The organism is Micromonospora wenchangensis (genome assembly GCF_002210435.1).
Lineage (GTDB): Bacteria > Actinomycetota > Actinomycetes > Mycobacteriales > Micromonosporaceae > Micromonospora > Micromonospora wenchangensis.
In genome coordinates this window covers 252172-274818 of the sequence record NZ_MZMV01000001.1, presented here as the reverse complement: position 1 = coordinate 274818, position 22647 = coordinate 252172, and the positions used below count along the sequence as shown (strand labels likewise).

17 protein-coding genes are annotated in these 22647 nt (G+C 71.3%); 11 read left to right on the top strand and 6 right to left on the bottom strand.

Annotated features, from left to right (window positions below; all coding sequences use genetic code 11):
- The first annotated feature begins 56 nt into the window (after positions 1-56).
- Together B5D80_RS01145 and B5D80_RS01140 are read left to right on the top strand one after the other, a co-directional pair.
- Positions 57-341: a putative quinol monooxygenase gene (locus tag B5D80_RS01145; protein WP_088641834.1), complete on the top strand. Its 285-nt coding sequence runs from the start codon at positions 57-59 to the stop codon at positions 339-341.
- Positions 342-448: 107 nt separating this feature from the next.
- Entirely contained in the window at positions 449-1228 is a 780-nt protein-coding gene (locus B5D80_RS01140) for a hypothetical protein (protein ID WP_088641833.1), read from the top strand.
- 172 nt (positions 1229-1400) lie between these two features.
- On the opposite strand, the gene B5D80_RS01135 is transcribed toward B5D80_RS01140, so the two are convergent.
- Positions 1401-2954, bottom strand: a complete 1554-nt coding sequence (locus B5D80_RS01135; RefSeq protein WP_245854138.1) for a gluconokinase — start codon at positions 2952-2954, stop codon at positions 1401-1403.
- A gap of 242 nt (positions 2955-3196) precedes the next feature.
- Between B5D80_RS01135 and B5D80_RS01130 the strand changes: the two genes are divergently transcribed.
- A complete protein-coding gene (locus B5D80_RS01130) occupies positions 3197-4294 on the top strand; it encodes a hypothetical protein (RefSeq protein WP_088641888.1) in 1098 nt (365 codons plus the stop codon).
- A 113-nt stretch (positions 4295-4407) separates the two neighbouring features.
- Positions 4408-4791, top strand: coding sequence for a membrane protein insertion efficiency factor YidD (yidD, locus tag B5D80_RS01125; RefSeq protein WP_088641832.1), 384 nt, complete (start codon positions 4408-4410; stop codon positions 4789-4791).
- Positions 4792-4806: 15 nt separating this feature from the next.
- Here the strand turns inward: yidD and B5D80_RS01120 are convergent, their stop codons facing one another.
- Positions 4807-5043 (bottom strand): hypothetical protein, encoded by a 237-nt coding sequence (locus B5D80_RS01120; protein WP_245854137.1) that lies wholly within the window; start codon positions 5041-5043, stop codon positions 4807-4809.
- Positions 5044-5142: 99 nt separating this feature from the next.
- Here B5D80_RS01120 and B5D80_RS01115 point away from each other — a divergent pair, with 99 nt between their 5' ends.
- Both B5D80_RS01115 and B5D80_RS01110 read left to right on the top strand, forming a co-directional pair.
- Entirely contained in the window at positions 5143-5856 is a 714-nt protein-coding gene (locus B5D80_RS01115) for a TetR/AcrR family transcriptional regulator C-terminal domain-containing protein (RefSeq protein ID WP_088641831.1), read from the top strand.
- A 78-nt stretch (positions 5857-5934) separates the two neighbouring features.
- Positions 5935-7095: a phosphotransferase family protein gene (locus tag B5D80_RS01110; protein ID WP_088641830.1), complete on the top strand. Its 1161-nt coding sequence runs from the start codon at positions 5935-5937 to the stop codon at positions 7093-7095.
- Positions 7096-7175: 80 nt separating this feature from the next.
- Here the strand turns inward: B5D80_RS01110 and B5D80_RS01105 are convergent, their stop codons facing one another.
- Positions 7176-7610 carry a DUF2690 domain-containing protein gene (locus B5D80_RS01105; RefSeq protein ID WP_211291343.1) on the bottom strand — a complete coding sequence of 145 codons (435 nt, stop codon included), beginning with the start codon at positions 7608-7610 and terminating at the stop codon, positions 7176-7178.
- Positions 7611-7744: 134 nt separating this feature from the next.
- Between B5D80_RS01105 and B5D80_RS01100 the strand changes: the two genes are divergently transcribed.
- From B5D80_RS01100 to B5D80_RS01085, 4 genes are all read left to right on the top strand, one after another.
- Positions 7745-9343: an XRE family transcriptional regulator gene (locus B5D80_RS01100; protein WP_144081531.1), complete on the top strand. Its 1599-nt coding sequence runs from the start codon at positions 7745-7747 to the stop codon at positions 9341-9343.
- A 109-nt stretch (positions 9344-9452) separates the two neighbouring features.
- A complete protein-coding gene (locus tag B5D80_RS01095; protein WP_088641827.1) occupies positions 9453-13754 on the top strand; it encodes an AAA domain-containing protein in 4302 nt (1433 codons plus the stop codon).
- Complete coding sequence (locus tag B5D80_RS34700) at positions 13726-14046, top strand: helix-turn-helix domain-containing protein (RefSeq protein ID WP_281253429.1); 321 nt, start codon at positions 13726-13728, stop codon at positions 14044-14046. Before B5D80_RS01095 ends, B5D80_RS34700 begins: the two co-directional genes overlap by 29 nt.
- A 95-nt stretch (positions 14047-14141) precedes the next feature.
- The gene (locus tag B5D80_RS01085; protein WP_144081530.1) at positions 14142-15146 is read left to right on the top strand and encodes a trypsin-like serine peptidase; all 1005 of its coding nucleotides are present in this window, start codon (positions 14142-14144) and stop codon (positions 15144-15146) included.
- 127 nt (positions 15147-15273) lie between these two features.
- On the opposite strand, the gene B5D80_RS01080 is transcribed toward B5D80_RS01085, so the two are convergent.
- Complete coding sequence (locus tag B5D80_RS01080) at positions 15274-18336, bottom strand: DEAD/DEAH box helicase (protein WP_088641826.1); 3063 nt, start codon at positions 18334-18336, stop codon at positions 15274-15276.
- Positions 18337-18804: 468 nt separating this feature from the next.
- On the opposite strand from B5D80_RS01080, the gene B5D80_RS01075 reads away from it, so the two are divergent.
- Positions 18805-20061, top strand: a complete 1257-nt coding sequence (locus B5D80_RS01075) for a DNA sulfur modification protein DndB (protein ID WP_088641825.1) — start codon at positions 18805-18807, stop codon at positions 20059-20061.
- A gap of 78 nt (positions 20062-20139) precedes the next feature.
- On the opposite strand, the gene B5D80_RS01070 is transcribed toward B5D80_RS01075, so the two are convergent.
- A complete protein-coding gene (locus tag B5D80_RS01070) occupies positions 20140-21081 on the bottom strand; it encodes a phosphotransferase enzyme family protein (protein ID WP_245854135.1) in 942 nt (313 codons plus the stop codon).
- The gene (locus B5D80_RS01065) at positions 21078-22271 is read right to left on the bottom strand and encodes an NsdA family TPR-like regulatory protein (RefSeq protein ID WP_245854134.1); all 1194 of its coding nucleotides are present in this window, start codon (positions 22269-22271) and stop codon (positions 21078-21080) included. The genes B5D80_RS01070 and B5D80_RS01065 overlap by 4 nt, the downstream gene beginning before the upstream one ends.
- Between the last annotated feature and the right edge of the window lie 376 nt (positions 22272-22647).

Sequence of the window (22647 nt, the reverse complement as noted above, 5' to 3'; positions counted from 1 at the left end):
CGCCTGCGGTGGGTGAGGATGGGGGTTCGTCCCGCCCACCCACCGGAGGTCGCCCCGTGTTCATCGTCGCCGGAAGTCTCTACGTCGACCCCGCCGAGCGGGACACCTATCTGGCCTCCTGCGTGGAGGTGGTCCGGCAGGCCCGCTCGGCGTCCGGCTGTGTCGACTTCGCCATCGGCGCCGACATGGTGGAGCCGGGCCGGATCAACGTGTACGAACGCTGGGAGTCCGACGACGAGCTGCTGGCGTTCCGGGGGTCCGGCCCGGAGCAGGAGCAGGTCGCGGCGATCCGTGGCGCGGAGATGCACCGCTACCGCATCTCCGCCGTCGAGGCCCCCTGACCGGCCCCGGCCTGTCGGTGGCCGGGCGCCGGGCTAGGCTGGCGCGACCGCTCTGTCACCAGCGTCGATCGGCTCGGCCGGCGGGCGCGCCTCCCGGGGAGACCGCCGTGAAGCACCCGAAGCTGGCCGCCGCCACCGCCGCCCTCGTCGCGCTGGTGACGGCGGCCGGCTGCACCTCGGACGACGGCGGCGCGGGGCCGACACCCGCCGCCGGGTCGTCCACGACCGGCCCGGCCCCGACCACGCCGGCCGCCGTGCTGGCCGCCGCCGCGCAGCGGGTCGACCAGCAGTCCTACCGGCTGGACCTCGGTGACGGCGGCACGGGTGGTGACGTCACCACCCTGGTCTGGGACCCGAAGGGCCGGCGGGGGCGGGAGACCACGACGCTGGCCGTGGCCAACGGCAAGGTGGTCATCGAGCGGCTCGTCACCGGCACCGACGTGTACGTGAAGGTGACCGCCCCGGACCGGCGGGTGCCGGTCTGGGACGGGCGTACCTGGTGGCACCTGGGCACCGCCGAGGCGGCCGCCGCGAAGCGGACCGGGCTGGACAACACCCGGTTGGCCAGCACGCTCGGCACGGCCACCGAGGTGCGCGCCACCGGCGAACGGGCCTACGCCGGGACCCTGGACCTGCGGCGCAGCACCGAGGTGCTCGGCGACGGGGTGGGCGGGGTGCTCGGGGAGCGGGCCGCCGCGGTGCCGTTCACCGCGACCGTGGACGCGCAGGGGCGGCTGGCCCACTACCGGATCGAGCTGTCCGGCGAGCAGGGCAAGGTCTCGGCGCTCGACCTGACGTACGCGGACTTCGGCCTGCCCGTGTCGGCGGACAAGCCGGCGGCGGACCTGATCGGCGAGGACCCGCCCCGCAACATCCCCGGCGCCTGACCCCGCCCCGCCCCGCCCGGCCCGGCGGGCCCGGCTCGCCCCGGCCGCCCGGCGGGCCCGGCTCGCAACGTCGCCACAGTTGCGGTGTCCGCGCGCTCCGATACCGCTCTTGCGGCGACACTGAGTTGATCAACGCCGACCCGACCCGGTCCGACCCGGTCCGGGCGGGCGGTCACATGGGTGCGGGGGTGGGTGGTGGCTCCGCCGGCAGGCCGGGGGCCAGTCGGCGCAGCGACGCGAAGGTGGGCACCAGCGCGTCGTACAGCTCGGAGTGCAGGGGGAGCAGGGCGGCGTAGGTGGCGGCGGAGGCCGGTTCGGGGCGTACCGTCTCGTCGATGCGGACCAGGTCGGCGGCGACGTCCACGGAGTCGATCAGGCCGAGGGCCTGCATGCCGAGCAGCGCCGCGCCGAAGCTGGAACCCTCGTGGCCGGCGGGGAACCGCACCGGCATGCCGAGCGCGTCGGCGAGCATCTGCCGCCACAGGGGGCTGCGGGCGAAGCCGCCGCTGGCCCGCACCTCGCGGACCTCGTTGCCGGCCGCCCGGACCGACGCCAGGACCAGGGCGAGCTGCTGGCAGACCCCCTCCAACGCGGCCCGGACGAGGTGCTCGCGGCGGTGCCCGTGGGTCAGCCCGACGTACGCCCCGCGCGGCAGCGCGCTCCAGTGCGGGGCACGCTCGCTGAGCAGGTACGGCAGCATGATCAGCCCGCCGGAGCCGACCGGGGCGGTGGCGGCCAGCGCGAGCAGTTCCTCCTCGCCGTGCTCGCCGAACTCGGGGGCGAGGGTGTCGCCGGCCCACTGGAGCACGATCCCGCCGTTGTTGATCGCTCCGCCGACGACCCACCGGTCCTCGGTGAGCGCGTAGCAGAACACCCCGCCCAGCGGGTCGACGGCGGGACGTTCGACGGCGACCCGCATCGCCCCGGAGGTGCCGATCGAGCAGGCGACGACGCCGGGGCGTACCGCGCCGAGGCCCAGGTTGGCCAGCGGACCGTCGCCCGCGCCGACCACGACGGGGGTGTCGGCGGGCAGTCCGGTGGCGACGGCGGCGCGGGCGGTCAGCCCCGGCAGCACGGTGGTGGTGGGCACGAGCCGGGGGAGCTGCTCCGTGGTGATGGCGGCGACGCGCAGCGCCTGGGCGTCCCAGCGGAGCTGGTGGATGTCCATCAGGCCGGTGGCCGAGGCGACCGAGTGGTCGGTGACCAGCGCGCCGGTCAGCCGCAGCAGCACGTGGTCCTTGATGCCGACCCAGTGGGCGACCCGTTCGTGCAGCGTCGGTTCCTGCTCGGCGTACCAGAGGATCTTCGACAGGGGGGCCATCGGGTGCACGGGGGTGCCGGTGCGCCGGTGCAGGGCCAGCCCCCACGGGGCGGCGCGCAGCCGTTCGGCCTGGCTGCTGGCCCGGGAGTCGGCCCAGGTCACCGAGGGGGTGAGTGGTACGCCGTCCGGGTCGAGGCCGATCAGGCTGTGCATCGCGGTGCTGAACGACAGGCCGGCGATGCCGTCGCCGAGTTCGGTGACGACGCGGCGGATGGTCTCCACGACCGCGTCGACGATGAGCTGCGGGTCCTGCTCGGCCCAGCCGGGGTGCGGCTCGTCGAGGGGGTAGCCGACGGAGTGGCTGGCGAGTTGGTGGCCGTCGGTGTCGTAGGCCACGGTCTTGGTGCTGGTGGTGCCGATGTCGACGCCGAGCACCACGCGGCGGCGCTGGTCCGGACCGGTCACGGGCCCCCCTTCGCGTCGGCGGCGCGGTCGGCGTCGCCCGGCTGCGGCTGACGTTACCGACGCCGGCAGCACCCCGCACGGCGGAGAACCGGAAGGTGAACCGGTGTGCGGTCGCTGCGGTCGGGTGGATTTCCATCCCCCGATCGGGTGGTAAATCCGTAATGCCGGGTCCGTCGGTCTTGTCGCTGCCGTTGTGCCGGGTGAACACCCCGGTTGGTGGCTCGCACGGCGGAGGGGTCGGCGTGGCGATGACTGATTCGACGGGTTCCACCTGGCGCTACACCTGGGCGCGGCAGCAGAACGAACGACGACGGCGGGCCTACCGCGCCGTCGAGCGGGCCTGGCGACGCCGCGACGACGAACTCCGTCGGCTGCGGGCCCTCGCCGTCGGCCTGCGGGGCACCGCGGCGGCCGGGGTCGGCCTGCCGTTGGCGTTGAGCCCCGGCGAGGCGGTCCTGTGGACGATGCCCGGCGCGCAGCTGGTCGAGGTCCGGCACACCACCGTGCTGCCCGCCCCCGACCTGGTCGTCGAGGCGGAGCCGGGGCCGTTGCGCCACCGGCTGCCCGACGGGGTCCGGGCCACCGACGCCGGGATCGCGGTGGTCACCAACCGCCGGCTGGTCCTGGTCGGCGGGCGTGGCCGGCGCGACTGGGCGTACGGGAGGATGACCGGGCTGCTGCACGACCCGGCGGCCCCGGTCACCCTGATCCAGGTCCTGGACCGGCGGCAGACCTCCGGCGTGCTACTGCCGCCGGGCGCGGCGGCCGAGTTCCGGTTCGTGCTGACCCTGGCCTTCGCCGACGCCATCGAGCAGCGGCCCGCCGTCCTCGCCCAGCTCGACGAGCTGATCGCCACCCATGCCGAGGTCGCGCCGTTCCGGCCGGCGATCGCCACCCCCGCGCAGGCCCGGATCAGCGCCCGCGTCCCCGGCGGGCGGCGCACCGTCGCGGTGGCCGCCGCGCTGACCCTGGTGGTGCCGGCCGTGTTGGTCGAGTCCGATCCGCCGGTCACCCCGGAGGTGGCGTCGGCGGCCACCGCCGCGCCCGCTCCGGTCGTCACCCGGCCGCGTACCGGGCCGCCACAGCCGTCCCCGTCACCGTCCGTGGTGCGGGAGCGGCGCTGCGGTGCGCCGGCCAACCCGATGGGGTACGACTACTGCGGCGGCGAGCGGGTCCGTGAGCCCGACCACCGGGTCTGCGACTGGTTCGACTGTGTGCCGCAGTTCTGGGCCGGGCGGGGCTACCTGGTGCTGTGCCGCGACGGCGCGGTCAGCCTGACCGGTGGACTGCCGAAGCCGTGCGCCGGCCACGACGGCGTCCGCCGCACCGTCAACCGCTGACCCCTGGGGTGTTCCTCGCGGTTGGGGCGAAGTAGTGGTGTCCGGCCCCGGTTGATGCCGCCACTTCGGCCCACCGGCGGCCCCGACAGCGGGGCTGGCGCGACCGTCGCATCATGTACGGCGTGATCCATTTCAAGCGTAAGCAGCGCAAGAAGAAGCGCGACTGGTGCGACGCCGACTGCGACGGCTGCGACTGTGACGGCCTGCCCTGCTGCGACTTCGGCCTGTTCTCCCTGCTGCTCACCCTCGGCGCGGGCGCGGCCCGGGTGAGCCGGGCGCCGGTGGTGGACCGGGCGGGCCGGGCGGCGATCCTCGGTTACCGGCGGTGGTTGTCGCACCGCTGGCCGGGCCAGTGCCGCTACACCCCGACGTGCAGCGCGTACGGGCTGGCCGCCGTCGAGCGGCACGGCCTGGCCGTCGGTGGCCGGATGGCGGCGGACCGGTTGCGCCGTTGCCGCCCGGGTGTCCCGCGCGGCACCCACGACCCGGTCCGCTGACCGCCCGGCGGGGGTCTACCCGACGACGTCCCGGTAGACCTCGACGTCGTAGACGAGCCGGACGGGCTCGCCGTTGGTGGTGCCGACGAAGACGGGTTCCGCGGCGGGGGTGCGCCCCCGCCGCCACACTTCGGCGCGGGCGGCGTCCCGGGATTCGCGGTGGACCTTCCCGGCCCGGTGCAGTCCCACCACCCGGCGCGCGGTGTACCGGTCGCTGTCCAGTTGGATGCGCATCAGCGGCACGGTCGTCACCGCCCTTCCGCGAGTACCCGCCGTCCACCGGGGACGCGGCCCGGCGAACATTAATCTAACAGCGTTAAATTAACTGTGCACGGTACTAGGCTGCTGCGGGTGGACGCGACCGAATTCAGTGACCGACCGGCCGGGCGACCGGACGGCCGGCCCGCCCCGATCTGGCTCCGGACGGAGCCGGCCCGCAACCGCCGGACCACCCCGCTGACCCGGCAACGGATCGTGACGGCGGCCGTGGACCTGCTCGACCGCACCGGCGTCGACGGGCTGACCATGCGCCGGCTGGCCGAACTCCTCGCCGTGACCCCCACCGCCCTCTACTGGCACGTCGCGACCCGGGACGACGTCCTCGACCTGGCGGTCGACCACATCTTCGGCGAGGTGCCGCTGCCGGCCGCCGGCCCCGACTGGCGCGACGACGTCCGCACACTGACGTCCGGATGGCGGGCGGCCATGCTCCGCCACCCCTGGGCGCCGAGCCTGATCGGCCGCCCCATGCTCGGCCCGCACGTCCTCGCCCGCACGGAGTTCCTGCAGTCGGCGCTGGTCCGCGCCGGGTTCACCGGCGTCCACCTGGCCGTGGTGACCAGGCTGGTGGCCAACTACGTGATCGGCGCGGCGCTCACCGAGGCCACCTGGCGGCAGACCGACGATCCCCAGGTACGCGCCGACGCCCGTCGCCACCTCGTGGCGAACCCCGCCGCCTATCCCACCCTCGTCGCCTCCGGCCACCTCGACGGCACACGGTGGAGCGACGACGACCTCTTCCTGCGGGGCCTCGACGCGATCCTCGCCATCGACCCGGGACGCTGACCCCTCCCGTGACCAGGTGGCCCGCTCCGGCGCGCTAATCGGCTCGCCCGCTGCCGGGGTCACCGTTACCGTCCGGGCATGTCCCGCACCGTCCGCCTCGTCCTGGTCGACGCCACCGGCCGGACGCTCGGCGCGCTACCCGACTTCGACGTGCCGGTGCCCTGGTGGCAGGACGCGGCGGCGGTCGTCGCCGGGGCCCGCGCCGCGTACGACGTCGACGTGACGGTGCTGCGGCTGCTCGCCGGACGGCGCGGCCGCCCACCCGGGGGACACGTCAGCTACCTGGCCGAGGCGGCCGGCCCGGTCCGCGTACCACTGCTGCCGGCGGAGGCGGTGCAGCCGGCGGCGCATCCGCTGCGCGCGCCCTACGCGCAGCCGGGCGGGCCGGCGGCGAGCCTGGCCTGGGCCGCCGCGCAGCTCGACCGGCTGGGCCGGCCGGCGACCGTGTCGGCCCAGCAGCGTACCTGGAACCTGTCGGCGATCTGGCGGCTCGACGGGCCGCACGGCACCGCCTGGCTCAAGCAGGTGCCGGTGTTCTTCCGGCACGAGGCGGCGGTGCTGCGGCTGCTGGCCGACGACCCGGCCACCCCCACCCTGCTCGCCGCCGACGACGAGGGGCGGATGCTGCTCGACCACGTGCCGGGGGAGGACCGCTACGGCGCTGAGGCCGCCGAACGCGCCACGATCGCCGTCCGGCACCACGCCCTCCAGATCCGCACACTGCCCGCCGTCGACCGGCTCGTCGCCGCCGGAGTGCCGGACCTGCGCGGCGCCGCCCTGGCCCGGTGGCTGTGCGCGACGCTCGCCCTGCATCCGGCGCACCGGCAGCTCGCCGGCGTCGGGACGCGGCTCGACGAGGTGGCCCGCTGCGGGCTGCCCGACACCCTCGTGCACGGCGACCTGCACCCCGGCAACGTCCGCGCCGACGGGCGGCGGCACACCGTCATCGACTGGGGTGACGCGTTCGTCGGCCACCCGGCCTTCGACATCCTCCGGTTGACCGAGCAGTTGCCCGCCGGGCCGGCCGCCGCCCTCGTCGCCGACTGGTGCGCGCGCTGGCGGGCCGACGTGCCCGGCTGCCGGCCGGAACGGGCGGTGGCGCTGCTGCGGCCGGTGGCGTGGCTGCGGATGGCGGCGGTGTACGCGATGTTCCTCGCCGGCATCGAGCCGAGCGAGCGGGTCTACCACGACCGGGACGTGCCGGAGAACCTGGCGCGGACGAGCGCCGAAACCGGCTGACCGCCGGCCGTCGTGAACGTTCCACGACGGCCGGCGGACCGGTTCGGGCGGGGGGAGACCCGGCGGGCCGGGTCGTCAGGTCAGGCCCAGCTGGTGTACGTGGAGCCGGCCTCGCCCCGGCAGAGCAGTGACGGGCTGTAGATCATCGCCGTCCACCGGAACGAGCCGTTGGACCCGCTGCTGCTCTGCTTGTAGCCGGTCGTCTGGACCACCCAGAGCGAGCCGCCGTAGCCGGCCCCGATCCTGGCCCAGTTGGTCTTGCAGGACGGTGACCATCGCAGCTCGACGGTGTAGCTGCCGGTCCAGGCGCTGGTGACGGTGTAGGCGTCGGCGCTGCACCCCATCGCCTCGGGGTCCTTGCCGGAGCAGTAGTCGCCGTAGCAGCCGGCCTGGATGCCGATCCCGCTGACTGCTGATCCGCTGCCCGGACCGGCGGAGGCGGAGGTGGACGGCAGGAGGAACGCGGTGACGGCGAACAGCGCCGCGGTCACCAGGACCACGAAGGAACGTTTCATCGGGGAACTCCTCGGTTGGTCGAGACGTGGCACCGGCCGGTCGATGGACGTGCGCGCCATAATGACGTTACGTATAGACAAGCGTCTTAAAAGATCGATTGCACGGGCGAACTCTCTCCGCATCGGGACTTGCCATGAGTGACCTGACGCCACCCGCAGCCTTCGGCCGGACCGGGACGATGCCGAGCGCCACCGAGCGCGTGGCCTGGTTGTTGCGCTGCAACCGGTTGCTCGGCGCAGACGGGGGGTGGGCGCAGGCCAAACGTTTCGCCGCCGCCTTCCGTGGTGGCTCCTGGACCGGCTCGGTCACCGAGAGCAGGATCTCCCGTTGGGAGACCGGCGTCGTCCGACCGCCTTCCGCGGCGGTCACCCGCTACGAGGAACTGCTCCAGTTGCCCGAGGGCAAGCTCGCCGCCGTCGTCGCCGTCCTCCGTCGACACGCCAGGGGCCGTGACGGGGCGGCGACGGCGGCCGACCGGTGGCCCGTGACGCCTGGCGACGAGGAGCAGTTGGACGAGCTACTCGACCGGGCGTTGTCTCCGGCGGTGATGACGGGGGCGCAGTGGGACCGGCTCTCCGGGCTGGTCGCTGCGCGACCCGGCCTGGTGTTGACGCCCCGGTCCGCCCGGGCCCGGATGACCGAGCGGCTGGTCAGCGAAATGATCATCGCCAGCGGGGTGCCGTGGCAGCAGCGGTTCGAGGCGCTCAACCGGCTGCTCGGGCACCCGTCCTGCGGCCCGGCCGCCGTGGCGGCGTGCGCGGATCTGGGGGCGGACCGGGAGAACCAGATCTTCATCGAGGTGGTCGGTGCGCTGGACGCCACCGGGCATCCGGACGCCAACCGGGGGGTCCTGCGGCAACTCGACGACCCCACCAACGACCGTGCGCTCTGCGGCGCGTTGCTGGCCTGTGAACGTAAGATCCGTTTCGGGCACTTCACACCCGAACAACTCCGCGTTGTCGCCGGCACTGTGGACGATCTGCTGACCGACCCCGTACACGCCGAGGACGCCCAGGTTCTGGCCGGCCTGCTGACCCGGCGCGGTCACCGCTTCCGCGCTGCGACGAACAGCCCTCCGCGGCGTGCGCCGGGTGCCCACGGACCCGTCCCGACACCGGCCGAGGCCGCCACAGCCGGTCGGATCGCCCGAACGGTCATGGCGCAGCTGGGCGGAAATCCCACCGTGACCCTGGGTGAGACCTTGTCGTGCCTGGTGGCTGAAATCCTGTTCCACCCGGTCAACGACGTCCGCCTCTATACGGCGATGCTCGTCGCCGCCACCCCGTGTGGACCACCGCTCGCCCGGGCACTCGCCGCGGAACTCGAACCGACGCGGGGCGACCGGCTGGCGGCGAACCTGCGGATCCTGACCGCCGTCCGGGTGCTCGGCGACGATCCGGAACGTCCGGCGGTGGAGCGGATCGTCGTCGCGGCGAACCTGCCCGCCGAACTGGTCCGGGCTGCCTGCTTCGGCCTGGGGCACCTCAGGGGGGCCAGCACGAGACGCTTCTGGACGGACGCCGTGACACGGCACCTGGACTCCTGGACACGAACCGGCGACGACACCCGACTCGCCGCGCTGACCGGCATCGTCTACAGCCTCGGAATCTGTGGCGACGACATCCTGCTCCGACGGGTGCGCGACACCTGCGACGCGCCGGACGTCGTCCGACGGGCGGCAACCTGGTGGTTGGGGATTCCCGGTCACGTCCGGCGCAGCGCCGCACGGTAGAACGACCACCAGGCAGCCGTCAGAGGTGAAGAATGCCGACCGGAGATCCCGTCCGGGAGGAATTCGCCGGTAGGGTGCCGGGGACCGCCACAGCCAGCAAAGGTGCCGCATGCTCTCCCGCGCCACGTCCGACATCGAATCGCCCGCGCTGATCCTGGAGCGCACCACCGCGCTGGTCGACTACCTGATGGCCGTGCGCGCCCAACTGGAGAAGCCGGCCCGCACGGTGCCCACAGCGGACGTGTTCTGGCAGCACGACCTGCCCGAGCACCCCGACTGCCAGGTGGGCGTCTCGGCCGACGGGGTGAGCTGGCTCCAGGTCGGCCTGCCGGCGGCACCCCGCCGGCTGAAGACCCCCGTCGAGTTCGTCGCGCACCTCGCCGACACCCCGCCCTACCCGGCCGAGCCGAGGCTGACCGGCGACGAGGAGACCATCGCGCGGCTGCGGCCCCGCTTCGAGCAGTGGCGGGAGCAGGACTGGCGGCCCTGGGCCGAGCAGGCCGCCCGCACCGAGCGGGTACGCCAGCTGCACCGCGCCCTGTTCGACCTGATGCACCGGGTCGACATGACCGCCGCCAGCCACGAACTCGTCTGGGGTCACGGCGTCATCCACACCGAGGTCGCCGGTAACCGGGTGCGGTATCCGCTGGTGGTGACCCCGGTCGCCGTCGAGTACGACCCCGACCGGTCGGTCGTGCGGGTGGTGCCGCAGGGGCCGGCCCGGTTGCAGACCGACCCGCTGACCGGCCTCGACGAACGGTACCTGCGGCAACTGCTGGCCCTGGCCGGGTCCGGCGGGCAGCTCGACCTCGACGTCTGGGCGGAGTTCGACAGGCGGGAGTTCTTCGAGCGGGCGCTGCGCCGCCTCGGCCACGACCCGGTGCTGCGCGACGCCGACGCCCCCGCCCCCACCGGCCCGCACGTGCACGACACCGGGGTGCTGTTCGTGCGGCCCCGGCAGCGGATGCTGCGCCGGTTCCTGGAGGAGCTGCGGGCCCGGCTGCTCACCGGTGACACCACGGGCATCGGCGCGCTCGCCGCCATCCTCGCCCACGAGCCGAGCCGGCTGGAGATGCCGCAGGACGAGCCGCAACGGTGGCAGCCGCTGGGGGAGCGGCTGCTCATGCCGCTGCCCACCAACGAGGCGCAGGAGTCCATCGCCCGCCGGCTCGCCCAGCACCGCAACGTCGCCGTGCAGGGGCCACCCGGCACCGGCAAGACGCACACCATCCGCAACCTGATCTGCCACCTGATGGCGCACGGCAAGCGGGTGCTCGTCGTCGCGCAGAAGGAGGACCCGCTGCGGGTGCTGCGCGACGGCCTGCCGCCGGAGATCCAGCCGCTCTGCCTGGCCGTGCTCGGTCGTTCCGCCGACCAGCTCGTGCAGCTCCAGCTCGCCGCCCGGGAACTCTCCGACCGGGGCGCCACCCTGGACCGTCGCGCCGAACAGCAGCGGGTTGACCGGCTGCGCCGGCAACTGGAGGAGGCCGAGCGGGACCTCGGGCTCGCCCTGGCCGGCCTGCGCGCGCTCGCCGAACACGAATCCGCCAGGTACGAGATCGACGGCGTCCGGCTGTCCCCCGGCGACGTCGGCGGGTGGCTGCGCGAACGGGCCGACCGGTACGGCGACATCCCCGACCCGCTCGCCCCCGACCTGGACGCTCCGCTGACCGGGGAGGAGTTCAGCGACCTGCTCGACGTGGCCCGGCGTACCCGGCGATCCGACCGGGCACAGGCGTTGCGGGAGCTGCCGACGGCGGCCGACCTGCCGACCGCCGAGGCGATCCGGGACGACCGCCGGGAGCTGGCCGCGACCCGGCACGAACTGGACCGGCTCGCCGACGCCGGGGTGCTGGTCGCCGAGGTACGCGCCGTCGGTCAGCCCGCCCTGGAGGAGCTCGGCGGGCAGCTCCGGGAGGCGCTGACCCTGCTCACCGAGCGGGAGGGCGCGTGGACCGACCGGCTCGGCGCGCTGTCGCAGGCCGACGCGAACTGGCGGATCCGGTGGGAGGACCACGTCGCCGCCAGCCAGCAGGCGCTCGCCGACCTGGCCGCCGCCGCCCGGGTCATCGCCGGGCACGACGTCGCCGTCGCCGAGCTGCACCTGACCGAACCGCGCCGGCTGCTGGCGCTGCTCGACGAGCTGCGGCAACGCTTCGCCGCCGGCAAGGGCGTCAACAAGCTCTTCCAGGGCACCCTGGCCCGGATCGCCACCGACTGCCGGATCGACGGCGAGGTGCTGCGCAGCGCCGACGACGTCGACATCGTCGTCGCGTACGTCACCCGGCGTCGGCTGCGGCATGCGCTGGCCACCCGGTGGGCGGAGTGGCGCGCGCCGCTCGGCCTGCCCGCCGAGGTCGGCGACGAACCGGAATACTGGACGGGCCGGCTGCTCACCGCCGCCGCCACCGCGCTGGACTGGGACCGGCGGCGCTGGCCGACGCTGCTGCGCACCGTCCGCCGGGTGCTGCCGCGCGCCGAACACACAGTCGACGTACGCCGGCTGACCGCGCTGATCGCCCTGCTCGGCCGGGCCACGGCGGTGTTCGTCCACGACGAGCTGGTGGCCGAGGAGCACCGGCTCGACGCGCTGCTCCAACGCGGCATGTCCGGCGTGGACGCCAGCGACCTGTGGCGGCTGCTCGACCACAGCTACCAGGGCGACCTCGACGGCTGGGACGCCCTGCTCGACGAGGTGCGCCGGCTCGCCGCCCTGCGCCCCGAGGCGCAACGCTTCGCCCAGCTCACCGGGCGGCTGCGGCCCGTCGCCCCGGACTGGACCGCCCAGCTCGAGGACGGCACCGCCGCCGCCCTGCACGGCACCGGCGCGGACTGCCTCGACCGGTGGCGGTGGCGACGCGCGCAGACCTGGTTCGACCAGGTCGTCGGCAGCGTCGACCCGGTCGCCCTGGGCCGGCGCGTCGACCGCACCCGGGAACGCATCCGCCAGCTCACCCGGGAACTCGTGGTCGCGTCCGCCTGGCTGGAGGTGTCGCTGGCGCTTGACGACCGGCGGCGGGCCGCCCTCGCCGACTGGACCACCGCCCTGCGCAAGATCGGCAAGGGCACGGGGAAGAACGCTGCCCAGTGGCAGGCCCACGCCCAGAAGGCGATGACCGCAGCCGTGGACGCCGTGCCCGTGTGGGTGATGTCCGTCGACCGGGCCATCGAACAGTTCGCCGGCGGGGCGCGGTTCGACGTGGTCATCGTCGACGAGGCGTCGCAGGCCGACCTGTTCGCCCTGCCCGTGCTCACCCTGGCGCAACGGGCCGTCGTGGTCGGCGACGACCAGCAGATCGGCCCGCAGCTCTCCTTCGTCGGCAGCGTCACCGGCCTGATCAACTCACACCTGGTCGACGTGCCGTCGGCCGAGCACTTCGACCCGGAGAGCAGCCTCTACGACCACGCGGTCCGTCGCTCGCCCGAACGTATCCTGCTCACCGAGCACTTCCGGTCCGTGCCGGCGATCATCGGCTTCTCCAGCGACACCTACTACGGCGGCGAGATCGAACCGCTGCGCACCGACCGGCCCGCCGGCATCGGCGACCCCGTCGTCGCCGTGCACGTACCCGAGGGCGTCCGCCAGGAGCTGCCCGGATACGGCAACGTCAACGTGGCCGAGGCCGAAGCCCTCGTCACCCGGGTCGTCGCGATCGTCGCCGACCCGGCGTACGCGGGCCGCAGCGTCGGCGTGGTCAGCCTGCTCAGCACCAGCGGGCAGGCCCTCTATCTCCTCGCCCGGCTGCGCGAGGAGATCGGCGCGGAGGAGATGGAACGCCGCCGGCTGCGCGTCGGCGACTCCTACACCTTCCAGGGCGACGAACGTGACGTGGTGCTGGTGTCGACGGTCGTCTCCCCGCACCAGGGACCGGTCGCCGCCTTCACCAAGCGTGACCACCACCGCCGGGTCAACGTCGCCGCCTCCCGGGCCCGCGACCAGCTCTGGGTGTTCCACTCCGTGCAGCCCGACGACCTGCGCCCCGACGACGCCCGGGGCCTGCTGCTGCGCTACTGCCAGAACGTCACCACCGCCGAGGAAGCGTACGACGACCTGGAGCGGCGCTGCGACAGCGACTTCGAACGCGAGGTGCTGCGCCGCATGCTGCGCCGGGGGTTCCGGCCGTTGCCGCAGTTCCGGGTCGGCTCGTACCGGATCGACTTCGTGCTGCCCGCGCCGGACGGGCGGCGACTGGCGATCGAGTGTGACGGGGACGCCTACCACGGGCCGGAGCAGTGGGAGAGCGACATGCGCCGGCAGGCGGTGCTGGAGCGGGTCGGCAACTGCGTGTTCGTCCGGATCCGGGGGAGCGTGTTCAGCCGGGACCCGGAGGCGGCATTGGCACCGCTGTGGCAACGCATCGAGGAGTTGGGCATCGGGGGCCATCGGAAGGTCGAGGAGCACCAGTCCTGATCGCGTCGACTGGAACGACCTGCGTGACCGCCGGCTGGCCGAACCTGGAGCAGCCGAGGCATACGAGGCGACCCGAATCGCCCATGAGCTGGGCCAGGAGGTTCGGCACCTGCGTGAGCGCAGTGGCTGGAGCCAGAGTCAGTTGGCCCGAGCCGCCGGGATGACGCAGTCCGCCGTGGCGTGGTTCGAGGCCGGTGGGACGATACCCACTCTGCCCGTCCTGGAGCGGCTGGCCGGCGCCCTCGATATGCGGCTCGATGTCAGGTTCACACCGAACACCGATGCGGCCTGAGAGCCGACCCCCTCGCACCGGAGCACGTTGAGTCGAGACCGATCCGGGGAAGGCGCACAACGATTTTCTGACAATTCGGCCGTACGTTCCCCGTCATGACATCGAAGCCAACCCCCGGTCTGCGTCGTCGCGTCGGCGTCGCGGGAGCGGTCACCGCGCTCGTGACGACGACTCTGACCGGGCTCGCTCAGCAGCCCGCCACCGCCGCTCCCGGAACGGTCGCCACCCACGCCGTCGCCGTCACCGCCGCCGAACGGCAGGCGGTGCTGGCGTACTGGACGCCGCAGCGGATAGCGGCTCTGAAGACCCCGTCGGCGCAGGTGCCGCCCGTGGCGAAGCCGGACGGCGCACCATGGACCCGGGCGGACGCCGTGTCGCGTACCGTCGGCAGGCTCTTCTTCACCGACCACGGCGAGGACGCCAGCTGCACGGCGACGGTGCTGGACAGCGCCAACCGCAGCACGGTGGTGACCGCCGCGCACTGCGTCAACAACACCGATCTCATCGGTGAGAACAACCAGTGGTCGGCCAACGTGCTGTTCGTCCCCGGCTACACCGACGGCCGGGCACCGTACGGCAGGTTCGTCGCCCGGCTGTCGGTGGCCCCGTCGACGTGGCTGCTCAACGACCAGATCGAGAGCCTGTACGACTCGTACGACCAGGCGTTCGTGGTGCTCAACCCGAACAGCGACGGACGCCGGGTGCAGGACGCCGTCGGCGTCGCCCAGCGGATCGGCTACGACGTGCCGGGCGCGCGGGTGGTGCACCAGTTCGGCTACCCCCGGGCCAGTTCCGACGAGGCCCGCGAGGGGCTGCCGGAATACACCGGTGAGCGCCTCGCCTACTGCGCCGGCCGGGCGGTGGAGCAGCAGTCGACCGAGGACTGGCCGGAGCCGCCCGGCCAGTGGGGCACCGCGTGCGTGATGGGCGGCGGCTCCAGCGGCGGCCCGCGTTTCGCGCACTTCGACCGGCACACCGGGCTCGGCACCGTCGTCGGCGACAACTCCCACGGCTATATCCCGGGGAAGCGTTACCTGGTGGGGCCGCAGTTCAGCACGGCGATCACCCGCCCACTCTTCGAGCGGGCGCAACACAGCTGATTTGGGCTGGGCACCGGGCAGCCCACCTCGCCACGGGTGTGGGCGCCCGGTGCCGACGACGCTCCCCCAGCCGTACGAGGCAGACCATCCATGGGTCCTCCGCCACCAGAGGATCTGTCATCGTCCCTCAGGCGGCGATGGTGCGGGCCGCCGCGTACAGGTCGGCGGGTAGCGGGGTCGCCAACTCCCAGACGATCCGCATCGGCCGTTCCCCGCTGTGCTGCCGGTAGGTCATCGGCCCGGCGTACAGGTAGGCCGGTGCGCCGAGGTCCCGATCCGGAACCCGGGTCTCCCGCACGAACAGGTGCACCGTCGAGCCCCGTGCCGCGTGGTGGACGTACCGCTGACCGGTAGGGGACGACTCCGAGGTGGTGCTCTGCGACTCCCACTGGAACAGCCGCTCGGTGATCGCCCGGTCGGCGTACATCGTGGTGGGGGAGTAGTGCTGCTCCGACTTGACCAGCGTGACGAAGAACAGGTCCGCCTGCTCGGCTTCCAGCCACTTCACCCCTTCCCGTAGCGACCCGGGGTTGGTCATGCCGAACGCCGCGCACGCCTCGTTGCGGCTGTACCGGGCGTGCACCCGCAGCACGCCGACGGGCGCGGTGACCCGGTGGATGCGCTCCCGCAGCACCTCGGCGACCTGGCGCAACTCGGTGCAGCGGGCCGGCGTCGCCCAGAGCCGGCTCAGCTGGTCGTCCCGAGCGGTCAGCGGCACGTTGGGCCCCCACAGGTCGAAGTGCAGCATGTCCCACAGCCGCCCGTCCGGCGGCGGGTCACCGGCGGCGACCCGGGCCAGCAGGTCGAGCCGGTCGACGTCGTCCAGGTGCAGCATCCGGCCGATGGCCCGGCCCAACTCGCGGTCGGCCGGGCCGGGTGCGGAGGTGTCGAGGCCGGCGAGCCGCCGCAGCCCGGTCCATCCGCCGGCCGACGCCGACCGGTAGACGTCCTCGATCTCCAGGCCGGTCTCCCGTAGGAATTCGGCGAGGCTCACGTCACCGAGCTGCCGCAGCTCGGCCACCAGGCCCTTCTTGGACGTGGGCAGCGCGGTGCGCAGGTTGTCGAGCACGATCTCCTTGGCGACCCGGTCGAGCTGCACGTGGCAGCCGCTGGGTAGCGACGGGAAGTCCTGCTCGACGGCGGCGCTGACGGCTCGGCGGCTGACCCCGGTCAGCGCCCGCCAGCGCAGGTCGAACCGGAAGTTGGCGTGCTGCGCGCCGATGAAGTCGAGCACGGTCAGGCACGGCTTGTCGTCGTCGAGGCGCAGCCCACGGCCGAGCTGCTGGAGGAAGATGGTGGCGCTCTCGGTGGGCCGCAGCATCAAGATCGTGTCGACCATCGGCAGGTCGACACCCTCGTTGAACAGGTCGACGGTGAACAGCACCCGTAGCGTGCCGGCCCGGAACTCCCGCAGCAGCCGGTCGCGTTCCGCGCGGTCCGCCCGCGAGGTCACCGCCGCCGACGGTACGCCGTGCCTGGTGAACCAGTTCGCCATGAACTCGGCGTGCCCGATGCCCACGCAGAACCCGATCGCCCGCATCCGCCCGGTGTCCACGGTGTCCCGGACGGCCTTCAGGATGATCCGCGCCCGCGCGTCGTCACCGGTGTATACACGGTCGAGGTCGGCTAGGTCGTACCCCTGGCCGCGCCGCCAGCGCAGGTGCGACAGGTCCGTGTCGTCGTGGACCCCGAAGTACTGGAACGGCGCGAGCAGTTGCCGCTCCAACGCGTCCCACAGGTGCAGTTCCACGGCCGCGCGGCCGTCGAACCACCGCCGCACGTCGCCGCCGTCGGCCCGGTCGGGCGTCGCCGTCAGCCCCAGCAGTACGCGCGGCGCGAGCCGCTCCAACAACCGGGCGTACGTCGGCGCTTCCGCGTGGTGGAACTCGTCGACGATCACTATGTCGTACGCCTGCGGGTCGATCTCCCGCCGTTGCAGCGACTGGATGGAGGCGAAGACGTGCGTCCAGTGCGTCGGCACCTGCCCGCCCACCAACGTTTCGCCGAAGCTGCCGTCCCCCATGACCTGCCGGAACGTCGACAGGCTCTGCCGCAGGATCTGCTCCTGATGCGCGACGAACAGCAGTGAGTCGACGGTCTTGTTTCGGTGTAGCCGCCGGTAGTCCAGGGCGGCGACGACCGTCTTGCCGGTGCCGGTCGCCATCACCACCAGGTTGCGGTGCCGGCCGTGCACCTGCCGCTCGGCGTCCAGGTCGGCCAGGATCTCCGCCTGGTACGGGTACGGCCGCACGTCCAGGTTGGCAATGGGTGTCGGTTCGTCGCCGGAGCGTTCCCCGCGCAGCGCGTTGCGCAGCCGCTCGGCGTCCCGCCCGGCGTCGTAGGTCTCGAACGCCGGGTCGTTCCAGTAGTCCTCGAAGGTGGCGGTGAACGTGTCGATGACGTGCGGCTGCTCGACGTTCGAGATCCGGACGTTCCACTCCACCCCGTCGACAAGCGCGGCCTTCGACAGGTTGCTCGACCCGACGTACGCGGTGGTCAGCCCATGGTGACGGCGGAACAGCCACGCCTTGGCGTGCAGCCGGGTGGTGCGCGTCTCGTAGGAGACCTTGATGTCGGCCCCGAGTTCGGCGAGCCGGTCGAGGGCGCGTTGGTCGGTCGCGCCCAGGTAGGTGGTGGTGATGACCCGCAGTGTGCCCCCACGCCGGATCAGCTCCCGAATCGCCGGTTCGACGATGCGCAGGCCGTGCCACTTGATGAACGCGCAGAGCAGGTCGACGCGCTGCGCCGAGGCCATCTCGTGGTTGACCTCGTGGCCGATGCGCGGCTGGTGCTTGCCGTTGACCAGCAGCGCGCCGGTGGAGAGCGGGGTGGTGGGGCGCTGCGGGAAGGTCGGCTGCGCCGGAGGTGTGGGTGGGGCTGCGATGGCGTGCAGGAGGTTTCTGGCGTCGGCGATCTGGTCGTGGTGGTCGGTCGCGGCAGGGCTGAGGGTGGCGATGGCCTCGGCGATCCGGTTGGTCAGCTCGACCTGGTGGCGCAGCTTGTCGTCGCCGTTGGGAACGGCTTGCAGGGCACGGCTGATCAGGGCGGCGAGGTGGCGGGTGAGGGGGTGGTGGGCGTCGGCGGGGTCCAGGGGATGGTGCTGGACGTGGGCCGGGTCGAGGTGGCGGAGGCGTGCGGCGAGCTGTTCAGTGATTAGGTGCTCGTAGCTACCCAGCTCAAGATCCGTCACTCAGGCACGGTAGCTGCCGACGCCGTATCTCTGGATCAGCTGTCGGTTCTACGACAGTCTGAGATCTCATGAATCGAAGAGTTGCGATTCTTCAACTGATAAGCCTTGGCATCGTAGTGGCGGTTGAACAGGGGAAACCCTCCTTGTGGCGGTAGCGCAAGACCTGTGCTTAGCCCGTGGGGCGCTCACTGCTAGGCCTCGTTTTTGCGGCGCAGTTAATGGGATTGGTTTTCGGGTTCTGGTTGTCGGTCCCGTGGCTGTAAAGTTCCCGGAGCGCTTGCGTCAGTGAGGCGCAAGGCTTGGGCATGGATCGACGTTGCTGCATGCTACGCAACGTCATATTCATTGTGCACGCTGGATTTTTGATTGACAAACTTTCGATTCATGGTGCTGTCAATGTGGTGGGATTCCCGCGCAGCCCCACTGAGTTTGAATCCGCAAGGGTGAAGAGGATGGAGTGAGGCGCTGATGTTTTTCGCTGAGATGGGTCTTACTCAGCATGATTCATTGACTGCTGCCCAGCAGGCCGCGAGTGAGGCGGCCTCGGCATCTGGTGGCCGTTCTTTCACCTGCGTCGTATTTCAGCAAGGTGGGCGACTCATGCTCACCACCGCCTTTTCGAATGCTTTCCTCATCAATCACGTTGTGGCTGAACCTGCCGCTAAGGGTGGCAATCCCCGTATGGCAACGAACCGCCCCATGGATACGACGCATGTTCGGGCGATCAGCAAATACCTTGTTGAGAACGAGCGGAACTACATCCTTCCGCCCGTGACCCTGAATGTTCGTTCGGTGCCCGCGATTCACGTGCCGCGTGGAAACTTCGCCACGACGGTCGGATTCGTTGTCATCGGCGACGAAACGAAGTTCTCGGTCACTGATGGGCAACATCGCCTGGCCGCTATCAGCAGGGCAAAGGATTTTCTCAGTGATCCTGATTCGACGTTCATGGGTGACAGTGTCTCGGTGGTCATCGTTGTTGAGCCGGACCTCGCCCGGATTCATCAGGATTTTGCCGACGCGGCGCAGACGAAGCAAATTCCGGCCAGCCTTCTGGCGGCATTTAACACCAGGGAGCCGCTCAATCGGGTTCTCACTAAGATCGTAGATGGTTCCACCTTGTTCCGCTCCCGCATCGATGAGACCTCGAAGAGTCTGTCGAAGAACTCACCAGCGATATTCCTGCTCAACCAGGTTCGCGGTATGGTCAAGGAGTTGTTGTTCCGGGATTACGCGCTTAGCGAGTCTAGTATCCCTGCGCGGAGCAACCAGGTGATCGGCACGACGGAGCGGCAGGATGCTTTTGTTGAGCGCACGCTCTCGATGATGGAAATGCTGACGACGCACATGACGCCGTGGCAGGCCATCGCAGAACTGCCTACCTCCGGTGGGCCTGCTAATCAGGTTGTCGACTATCGGAAGCACTACATTAACATGACCGCCACCGGGCTCGTGATTATTGGCCATGTCGCATACGAGATTGAGAAGAACCCAGATCCGGGCTGGCGTACTGATCAATACCTCCGGCTTTCCACGAAGATTGATTGGCGGCGCGACGCCGAAATTTGGCAAGGCGCGATTATTTCAGGTGACAAGATCAGCACTACTCGGGCGCCAGGGCGTCTGGCGGCGAAAAGGGTCATGGCTGCTATTGGGTTGCCGGCTGCCGACGTCGTCGAGGGTGCGCCACAAGGGGCGGAGCCACTCCTGCGCGTTGAGATATGAAGTCGACTGCCAGTTCGATGCTTCGTTGGGGGTGGTTAGGTCCACCTCGATGGACTCCGGGGTTTTTAACCCAATCTCTTAGCCGCAGCCCCTGTTTGAACAGGGGCTGCGGCTGCCTGGAGTGGCCAGGTCAGCGAAGGGCTTCCAGTGTTTCCCGTGGTTGCCCTCTCGAATAGATCGAAGACGGTCATCGAATTCGGCAGAGACCTCTGCCGAGGTCGTCAGGAGAGGAACGGCGGCGACGATCATCTTCAACTCGCGTGCCTCCCGCAGCAGCGGCCAAGAGGGATCAGAGGTCACGTCGTGGCCGTATGCGGCGGCCAACAGTTCGTGTGCCCCCGTCCGCCCGAACCGACGCTCGCCCACCGCAACCGCCGCTAGGTCGGCCTGCCAGGGGCCAACGCAGGTGGCGTCGAAGTCACACAGCACCGTCCGGCCCGATGGCTCTTTGAGCAGGTTGCTGAGATGGGCGTCCCCGTGGATGAGTCCCTCTTTCGTGCGCTGGTTCAGGGCAACGAGTTGCGGCTCAAGGCGGTCGCACCATTGCGTCAGGAAGTCACGGTCACTCCCACCAAGGCCGTCGGCGTCGGCCAGTCGTTTGCGTGCGTCAGCTACCGGGTCCCAGGTGGGGAGCGGAAACGGTGGCAGGCCGAGAGAGTGAAACTCCCGCAGGACATGGCCAAGGTCCTCCAGCGTCGGGGTGGGTGATCCGGGTGGGAGGTACTCCCAAACGGATGCGGCCAGGGTGCCGACCTCGACCGGCTGCTCGACACCCGGTGCCAGGCGGATGGTCGGCGCGTCGATGTCGGCGAACCAGTGTGCGAGTCGGACCACCTTGGTCACCCGGTCGCGCAGTCGATGAGTGCGTGCGATCCGAATAACGAGGCCGGACCTCGGCAGGGCAAAGACGGCATTGTTGGTCAACCGCAGCAACTGCGCGTCCTCTGAGGAAACGCCCAGGCTGGCCGCGACTTCTCGCATCGCCTCCATCATTGCCTGTTCGGAGAACCGCCCGCTCATGTCGCTGCCGCAGCACGGGCGGTGAGGGCACGCTCGAACGCGGCCACCTCTGGGAGTTCGCGATGGCGTACCAGATCGCGGCGTAGGTTGACGACCCGATCTCGTACCCGTCGGGAACTGATCCCGCGCGCCTGTTCCATCACCCGGGCACCCACAGTGAGGGCTCGCTCCGGCTCGTCGGCGAGGAACAACGCACTGCACAGGCCGACTTCGTTCAGGACCGTGCTGCGTACGTTGGCTGTGCCGAAGGATGCGATGGCGGCCTCGACCCAGCGCACCGCCTCGGGCGCATGTCTGCTGTCCTGCCGCGCTCTGTCCCGGTAGACGCGGCCGTACTGGGCGAGTAGTTCGCCCCGGTCGTAGAACCCCATGCAGTCCGGCTCGCGCTCCTGGCTGATGCGATCGAACTGATCGCTCGCGTTGCCCAGGGTCGACACTGCGGTCCGGTGGTCGCCGAGGGCTGCGGCCGAGGCGGCTTCCGCACCACAGAGGAGTGCCTTGACTGCCGGGGTGGCCTGCGCTCCGAGCTGGGCTTGTGCGAGCTGAAGCGTCGCCAGGGCGTCCCGGTTGTGTCGCAGGTGTTGAAGCTGCTTGGCCTGTGCATAGCGGATCATCGCGGCCAAAGATGAATCGCCGGAGGTGAGTGCAGCCCGTTCGCCGGCGATGAAGTGCCGTTGAGCGTCGTCGTGTCTGCCCGCATCGAAGGCCGTCCAACCGGCCAACTGGCGAGCTGCGGCGACCGCAGCCACCAGACGCGGGGTGAGCCCGGCCGGGTGCGTCCAGTCGAGCATGCGGTAGACCGACTCGGCGAAGCGGGCGACCTCTCGATACAGCAGGCCGCCTCCGCTCTCGCGGTCCACCGATCGGTAGAGAGTCAGCACGGCGTTGAGGCGTGTGACATCCGCAGCTCCGATGCGCCGGGATGGGACGAGGTTCGTGCTGCCGATCAGGCCCGCTCCCGCAGCTACTGCGGCGATGGCAGCCAACAGCGACCGCCGGCCCTCGTCCGGTTCTGGGGAGGGTGGCTCGCCTGCCCCGGCAACACCCGTCATGTGGTTCCGGCCGGTCGGGGTGAACCACAGGTAGGCCCCAGGGATACCGAATAGCTGCGCCCAGTGCGCCATCCGGTCCAGGTGCACCAGTGGCGGGCCGTTCTCCACTCGGCTCAACTGCGCCTGGGTGATCCCCATCCACCCCGCCACCACGGTCTGGGGCAACGGGTTTCGTCCGTGGTACGGATGGCATCGGTACGCCCTGATCACCTGCCCGAGGTGCCGTTCAGCCAGCGCCTGTCGTACCGGTGGATGCTCCCAGAAGGAAGTCGGCACCTCGGGTGGCGCGCTCAGCCGGTCGCGCTCGGCGGCCTGGCAGGGGGCGCACCGTCCGCTGTCGTTGTCGCGGGCGAGCCGTCCGCCACAGCGTGGGCAGTTCGCAGATGTCACCGGCAACCTCGCCAATCACGGACGGCTGAAATTGAAGTCGAGCGTATCCATTCAACCCGCTCTGTGCGGGATCGGTATACGCAGCGCGCATATCGAGGACGTTCACGCTTCTCCATCCACAGGG